Origin of the sequence: Salmonella sp. SAL03688 (assembly GCF_046551895.1) — a bacterium.
Classification (GTDB): Bacteria; Pseudomonadota; Gammaproteobacteria; order Enterobacterales; family Enterobacteriaceae; genus Salmonella; species Salmonella enterica.
The window spans coordinates 85,541-92,140 of the sequence record NZ_JBGDVI010000020.1; the positions used below are offsets into that span (position 1 = coordinate 85,541).

Consider the following 6,600-nt stretch of genomic DNA (forward strand, 5'->3'; position numbering starts at 1 on the left):
CTCCTTAAGCCGTTTTCAGAGAACCAACCGGACGGGCTGGTTCAACCGGGGGATAATACGGTTCGTTATGGCGCGCTTTATCACGCAGCCCTTCCGGCACTTCATACAGCGGGCCGAGGTGTTGATACTGCTGCGCCATATCAAGATATTTCGCGCTGCCCTGTGTATCCAGCCAGCGGAATGCGCCGCCGTGGAACGGAGGGAAGCCCAGGCCGTAGACCAGCGCCATATCGGCTTCCGCCGGGCTTGCGATAATGCCTTCTTCCAGACAGCGAACCACTTCGTTAATCATCGGGATCATCATACGGGCGATTATCTCGTCGTCGCTGAAGTCGCGTTTCGGCTGACTGACGCTTGCCAGCAGGTCATCCACCGCGGCATCTTCTTCTTTCTTCGGCTTACCCTTGCTGTCTTCTTTATAGCGCCAGAAGCCCAGACCGTTTTTTTGCCCAAAACGGCTGGCGTCAAACAGCGCGTCGATCGCGTCGCGATACTCTTTCTGCATCCGTTGCGGGAAGCCTGCCGCCATTACCGCCTGCGCGTGATGCGCGGTATCAATGCCGACAACATCCAGCAAATAGGCCGGGCCCATCGGCCAGCCGAACTGTTTTTCCATCACTTTATCGACTTTGCGGAAATCCGCGCCGTCGCGCAGCAGTTGACTGAAACCGGCGAAATAGGGGAACAGCACGCGGTTAACAAAGAAGCCGGGGCAGTCGTTGACTACAATCGGTGTCTTGCCCATTTTGCTGGCCCAGGCGACGACTTTGGCAATGGTTTCGTCTGAACTCTTCTCGCCGCGAATGATTTCAACCAGCGGCATCCGGTGTACCGGGTTGAAGAAGTGCATTCCGCAAAAGTTTTCCGGACGTTCCAGGGCGCTTGCCAGTTCGCCAATTGGGATGGTGGAGGTATTTGAGGCCAGCACGGTTTCCGGGCGCACTTTCTGCTCGGTTTCCGCCAGTACCGCTTTTTTGACTTTCGGATTTTCGACTACCGCTTCGACAACAACATCTACGCGATCGAAACCGGCATAATCGAGAGTCGGGTGGATGGTCGAAATGACGCCCGCCAGCTTCAGACCGTCGATCTTGCCGCGCTCCAGCTGTTTGTTCAGCAGCTTGGCCGCTTCGGTCATGCCGAGGTTCAACGATTTATCGTTGATATCTTTCATGATGACCGGTACGCCTTTCCAGGCCGACTGGTAAGCGATACCGCCGCCCATAATGCCCGCGCCCAGTACGGCTGCCTGTTTCGGCGTCTCAATATCTTTGGTCAGCTTTTTGGCTTTACCTTTTACATATTGATCGTTGAGGAAGATACCGACCAGCGCACGAGCCTCATTGGTATGCGCCAGCGGAACAAAGCTTTTATTTTCCAGATTCAGCGCTTCTTCACGACCAAAACGCGCGGCGGCTTCAATGGTTTTCACTGCGGTCATCGGCGCCGGATAATGTTTACCCGCCGTTTGTGCGACCATGCCTTTAGCGATGGTAAAGCTCATCGCCGCTTCAATTTTGCTGAGTTTCAACGGTTCCAGTTTCGGCTGGCGTTTAGCTCTCCAGTCGAGATCGCCGGTAATGGCCTGGCGTAACACCGCTATCGCGCCTTCAATTAGCTTCTCTTGTTTGACCACGCCGTCCACAAGGCCGATTTTCAGCGCGTGCTCAGCACCGACATCTTTACCTGCCGCGATAATCTCCAGAGCGCTGTCTGCGCCCAGCATACGCGGCAGACGAACGGAGCCGCCGAAACCCGGCATGATGCCCAGTTTAGTTTCCGGCAGACCGATACGGAGGTCTGGCGTCGCCAGACGGTAATCGGTGGCCAGCACGCATTCGCACCCGCCGCCCAGCGCATAGCCGTTTACGGCGGCAAGGGTCGGTACGGGTAAATCTTCCAGACGGTTAAAGACGCTATTAGCGAAATGCAGCCATTGGCTTAACTGCTCTTCGGGGACGAGGAACAGTGAAAGAAATTCGGTGATGTCCGCGCCGACAATAAAGGCCGCTTTATTCGAGCGCAGCAGCAGCCCTTTTAAATCGTGTTGCTTTTCCAGCACCTCAAGCGCCTGGCCGAGGCTGGCGACGGTTGTGGTGTCGAGTTTGTTGACCGAGCCTGGAGCATCGAACACCAGTTCGGCGATGCCATCTTCCAGCCAGTCGAGGTACAGGGTGTCGCCTTTATAAAGCATGTCAGTCTCCTGAATCCACAAGGTGATCTGGTCGTACCAGATGAAGCGAAGTGTGTATTTTGTGTTAATAAAATGCAAATAAATGATTAAAGAAATGCCGATGTGATCACGCTCGGCAGAGATCACGCTCTCGTGGGGCGATGTGCTAAGATGCGGGAACTTGAGGTCAAAAAAACAGAAGGGTAAAAAATGGAATCACTGGCCGCGCTCTATAAAAATCATATTGTTACCTTACAAGAACGGACGCGCGATGTTCTGGCGCGCTTTAAGCTGGATGCGTTACTTATTCACTCCGGCGAGCAATTCAACGTCTTTCTCGACGATCACCCTTATCCGTTTAAGGTCAATCCGCAGTTTAAAGCGTGGGTGCCGGTAACTCAGGTTCCAAATTGCTGGCTGCTGGTCGATGGCGTCAACAAACCCAAATTGTGGTTTTATCTGCCGGTCGATTACTGGCATAACGTTGAACCGCTGCCAACGTCCTTCTGGACGGAAGAAGTCGAGGTCGTCGCCTTGCCGAAAGCGGATGGCATCGGCAGCCAGCTGCCTGCCGCGCGTGGCAATATCGGCTATATCGGCCCGGTTCCTGAGCGCGCGCTACAATTGGATATCGCCGCCAGCAACATCAACCCGAAAGGTGTTATCGACTATCTGCATTACTACCGCGCCTATAAAACGGATTATGAACTGGCCTGTATGCGCGAAGCGCAGAAAATGGCGGTGAGCGGTCATCGGGCGGCGGAAGAGGCCTTCCGTTCCGGCATGAGCGAGTTTGACATCAACCTGGCGTACCTGACCGCTACGGGACATCGCGATACCGATGTTCCATACAGCAACATTGTGGCGCTGAACGAACATGCCGCCGTGCTGCATTACACGAAACTGGATCATCAGGCACCATCTGAAATGCGCAGTTTCCTGCTGGATGCGGGCGCGGAATACAACGGCTACGCGGCGGATCTGACGCGGACCTGGTCGGCGAAAAGCGATAACGACTACGCCCATCTGGTGAAAGATGTTAACGATGAACAGTTGGCGCTGATCGCTACCATGAAGGCGGGCGTCAGCTATGTGGATTATCATATTCAGTTCCATCAGCGCATCGCGAAGCTGCTGCGTAAACATCAAATCATTACCGACATGAGTGAAGAGGCGATGGTGGAAAATGATCTCACCGGGCCGTTTATGCCGCACGGTATTGGTCATCCGTTGGGTCTGCAGGTACACGATGTGGCCGGGTTTATGCAGGATGATTCCGGTACGCATCTCGCCGCGCCGTCCAAATACCCGTATCTGCGCTGCACGCGTGTGTTACAGCCGCGAATGGTGTTGACCATCGAACCGGGGATTTACTTCATCGAATCGCTGTTAGCGCCGTGGCGCGAAGGGCCGTTCAGCAAGCACTTCAACTGGCAGAAAATTGAAGCGCTCAAGCCTTTCGGCGGTATTCGCATTGAAGATAACGTGGTCATCCACGAAAACGGCGTGGAAAACATGACGCGGGATTTAAAACTGGCGTAATGGACAGTTGGTTAATCCCTGCAGCGCCGGTCACCGTTGTTGAAGAGATCAAAAAAAGCCGCTTTATTACGCTATTGGCGCATACCGATGGCGTAGACGCGGCGAAAGCGTTTGTTGAGTCAGTCAGAGCTGAGCACCCTGATGCGCGCCACCATTGTGTGGCGTGGGTGGCGGGGGCGCCGGACGACTCACAGCAACTGGGCTTTTCAGACGACGGCGAGCCGGCGGGAACGGCAGGCAAGCCGATGCTTGCGCAATTGATGGGCAGCGGCGTCGGAGAAATTACTGCCGTCGTCGTGCGCTACTATGGTGGTATTCTGCTGGGTACGGGCGGGCTGGTAAAAGCCTATGGCGGCGGTGTGAATCAGGCATTACGTCAGCTTGCCACACAACGCAAGACGCCATTAACCGAATATACTTTGCAGTGTGGGTACGGTCAGTTGGCCGGAATCGAAGCATTATTAGGACAGTTTGCCGGGAAGATCGTTTCCAGCGATTATCAGGCGTCTGTTCGGCTCAGGGTGGCGCTTCCTTTTGCTCATGTGAATGCATTTTCCACAAAACTGGCGGATTTTAGCCGTGGTTCATTGCAATTGTTAGCGATTGAAGAATAATCCCCACCTCATTTTTAAGAATAAAGGAAGCGGCAGAGATGCATTTTCGCGCCATTACCCGAATCGTTGGACTACTGGTTATCTTATTTTCGGGGACAATGATTCTCCCGGGACTGGTAGCGCTAATATATCGTGATGGCGCAGGAAGAGCGTTCACGCAGACCTTTTTTGTCGCGCTGGCGATCGGTTCCATACTGTGGTGGCCAAACCGTAGGGAAAAGGGCGAGCTGAAATCCCGCGAAGGATTTCTTATCGTGGTGCTGTTCTGGACCGTGCTGGGCAGCGTGGGTGCGCTACCGTTTATTTTCTCGGAAAGCCCAAACCTCACCATTACCGATGCTTTTTTTGAATCGTTCTCCGGGTTAACCACCACGGGCGCCACTACGCTGGTGGGGCTGGATTCATTACCGCACGCCATTCTCTTTTATCGTCAGATGCTGCAATGGTTTGGGGGTATGGGGATCATTGTGCTGGCGGTGGCGATTCTCCCTATCCTCGGCGTCGGGGGGATGCAGCTCTATCGGGCGGAAATGCCGGGGCCGCTCAAAGATAACAAAATGCGCCCGCGTATTGCCGAGACGGCGAAAACGCTGTGGCTTATCTATGTCTTGCTAACGGTAGCCTGCGCGCTGGCGCTATGGTTTGCAGGGATGCCCGCGTTTGACGCTATCGGACACAGCTTCTCCACTATCGCTATCGGCGGCTTCTCAACGCATGACGCCAGCGTAGGCTATTTTGATAGTCCCACTATTAATACCATCATCGCTATTTTCCTGCTGATCTCCGGTTGTAACTATGGCCTGCATTTCTCTTTATTAAGCGGGCGTAGCCTGAAAGTATACTGGCGCGATCCGGAATTCCGCATGTTCATCGGCGTACAGTTGACGCTGGTGGTAATCTGCACGCTGGTACTGTGGTTCCATAATATCTACGACTCGGCGCTGACAACGCTAAATCAGGCATTCTTCCAGGTTGTGTCGATGGCGACAACGGCAGGGTTTACCACGGACAGTATTGCGCGCTGGCCGCTGTTTTTGCCCGTCTTGCTGCTATGTTCCGCGTTTATTGGCGGTTGCGCCGGGTCAACGGGCGGGGGGTTAAAGGTCATCCGTATTCTGTTGTTGTTTAAACAGGGGAACCGCGAACTCAAACGTCTGGTGCATCCGAATGCCGTTTACAGTATTAAGCTGGGGAACCGGGCGTTGCCAGAACGTATTCTGGAAGCCGTCTGGGGATTCTTTTCTGCCTACGCGCTGGTATTTATCGTCAGTATGCTGGCCATTATCGCTACAGGCGTAGATGATTTCTCGGCTTTCGCCTCGGTAGTGGCTACGCTTAATAACCTGGGACCGGGGCTGGGGGTGGTTGCTGATAACTTCGCCAGTATGAATCCGGTTGCGAAATGGATACTCATCGCCAACATGCTATTTGGTCGTCTGGAAGTATTCACTTTGCTGGTACTTTTTACCCCGACTTTCTGGCGTGAATAATGGAGTAACACGTGAAAACATTGATTCTTTTCTCTACCCGGGACGGACAAACGCGCGAAATTGCCTCTTATCTGGCTTCTGAACTCAAAGAGATGGGGATCTGGGCCGATGTCGTTAATCTGCATCGCGCAGAAGAGCCTGACTGGGATAGCTATGATCGCGTAGTGATTGGCGCGTCTATTCGTTATGGCCATTACCACAGCGCCTTTCAGGAGTTTGTTAAGAAATATGCCACGCGGTTGAACGGAATGCCGAGCGCCTTTTATTCCGTTAACCTGGTGGCGCGTAAAGCTGAAAAACGGACGCCGCAGACTAACAGCTACGCGCGTAAGTTTTTAATGAGCTCTCCGTGGCGACCTGACTACTGTGCCGTCATTGCAGGCGCGCTTCGCTATCCACGCTATCGCTGGTATGACCGTCTGATGATCAAGCTTATTATGAAGATGTCGGGCGGCGAAACGGATACCAGTAAAGAGGTGGTGTACACCGACTGGGAACAGGTTGCGCACTTTGCCCGTGAAATAGCCCATTTAACCAACAAATCGTCGGCAAAATAAACGCAAAGAATAAAAAGTGCGCACTCAGAAAATTATTTTAAATTTCCTCTTGTCAGGCAGAAATAACTCCCTATAATGCGCCACCACTGACACGGAACAACGGCACACAGGCCGCCGGGTCAGCGGGGTTCAGACCAGAACCTCACGGAGAAAAGCGAAAATAAACGCTTGACTCTGAAGCGGGAAAGCGTAATATGCACACCCCGCGCCGCTGAGAAAAAGCG

At 53.6% G+C, this 6,600-nt stretch carries 5 protein-coding genes; 4 read left to right on the forward strand and 1 reads right to left on the reverse strand.

The window, feature by feature from the left end:
* Nucleotides 1-4 precede the first annotated feature (4 nt).
* Nucleotides 5-2,194, reverse strand: a complete 2,190-nt coding sequence (gene fadB / locus ACLJR2_RS18610) for a fatty acid oxidation complex subunit alpha FadB (protein ID WP_000966020.1) — start codon at nucleotides 2,192-2,194, stop codon at nucleotides 5-7.
* A 189-nt stretch (nucleotides 2,195-2,383) separates the two neighbouring features.
* On the opposite strand from fadB, the gene pepQ reads away from it, so the two are divergent.
* From pepQ to hemG, 4 genes are read left to right on the forward strand one after another with little or no spacing between them, the layout of a single operon-like run.
* Entirely contained in the window at nucleotides 2,384-3,715 is a 1,332-nt protein-coding gene (gene pepQ / locus ACLJR2_RS18615; protein WP_000444534.1) for a Xaa-Pro dipeptidase, read from the forward strand.
* Nucleotides 3,715-4,329, forward strand: coding sequence for an IMPACT family protein (locus ACLJR2_RS18620; RefSeq protein WP_001534928.1), 615 nt, complete (start codon nucleotides 3,715-3,717; stop codon nucleotides 4,327-4,329). The genes pepQ and ACLJR2_RS18620 overlap by 1 nt, the downstream gene beginning before the upstream one ends.
* A 38-nt stretch (nucleotides 4,330-4,367) precedes the next feature.
* Nucleotides 4,368-5,819, forward strand: coding sequence for a Trk system potassium transporter TrkH (trkH, locus tag ACLJR2_RS18625; protein WP_000545688.1), 1,452 nt, complete (start codon nucleotides 4,368-4,370; stop codon nucleotides 5,817-5,819).
* A gap of 11 nt (nucleotides 5,820-5,830) precedes the next feature.
* Entirely contained in the window at nucleotides 5,831-6,376 is a 546-nt protein-coding gene (hemG, locus tag ACLJR2_RS18630) for a menaquinone-dependent protoporphyrinogen IX dehydrogenase (protein ID WP_000853982.1), read from the forward strand.
* Nucleotides 6,377-6,600: the final 224 nt, after the last annotated feature.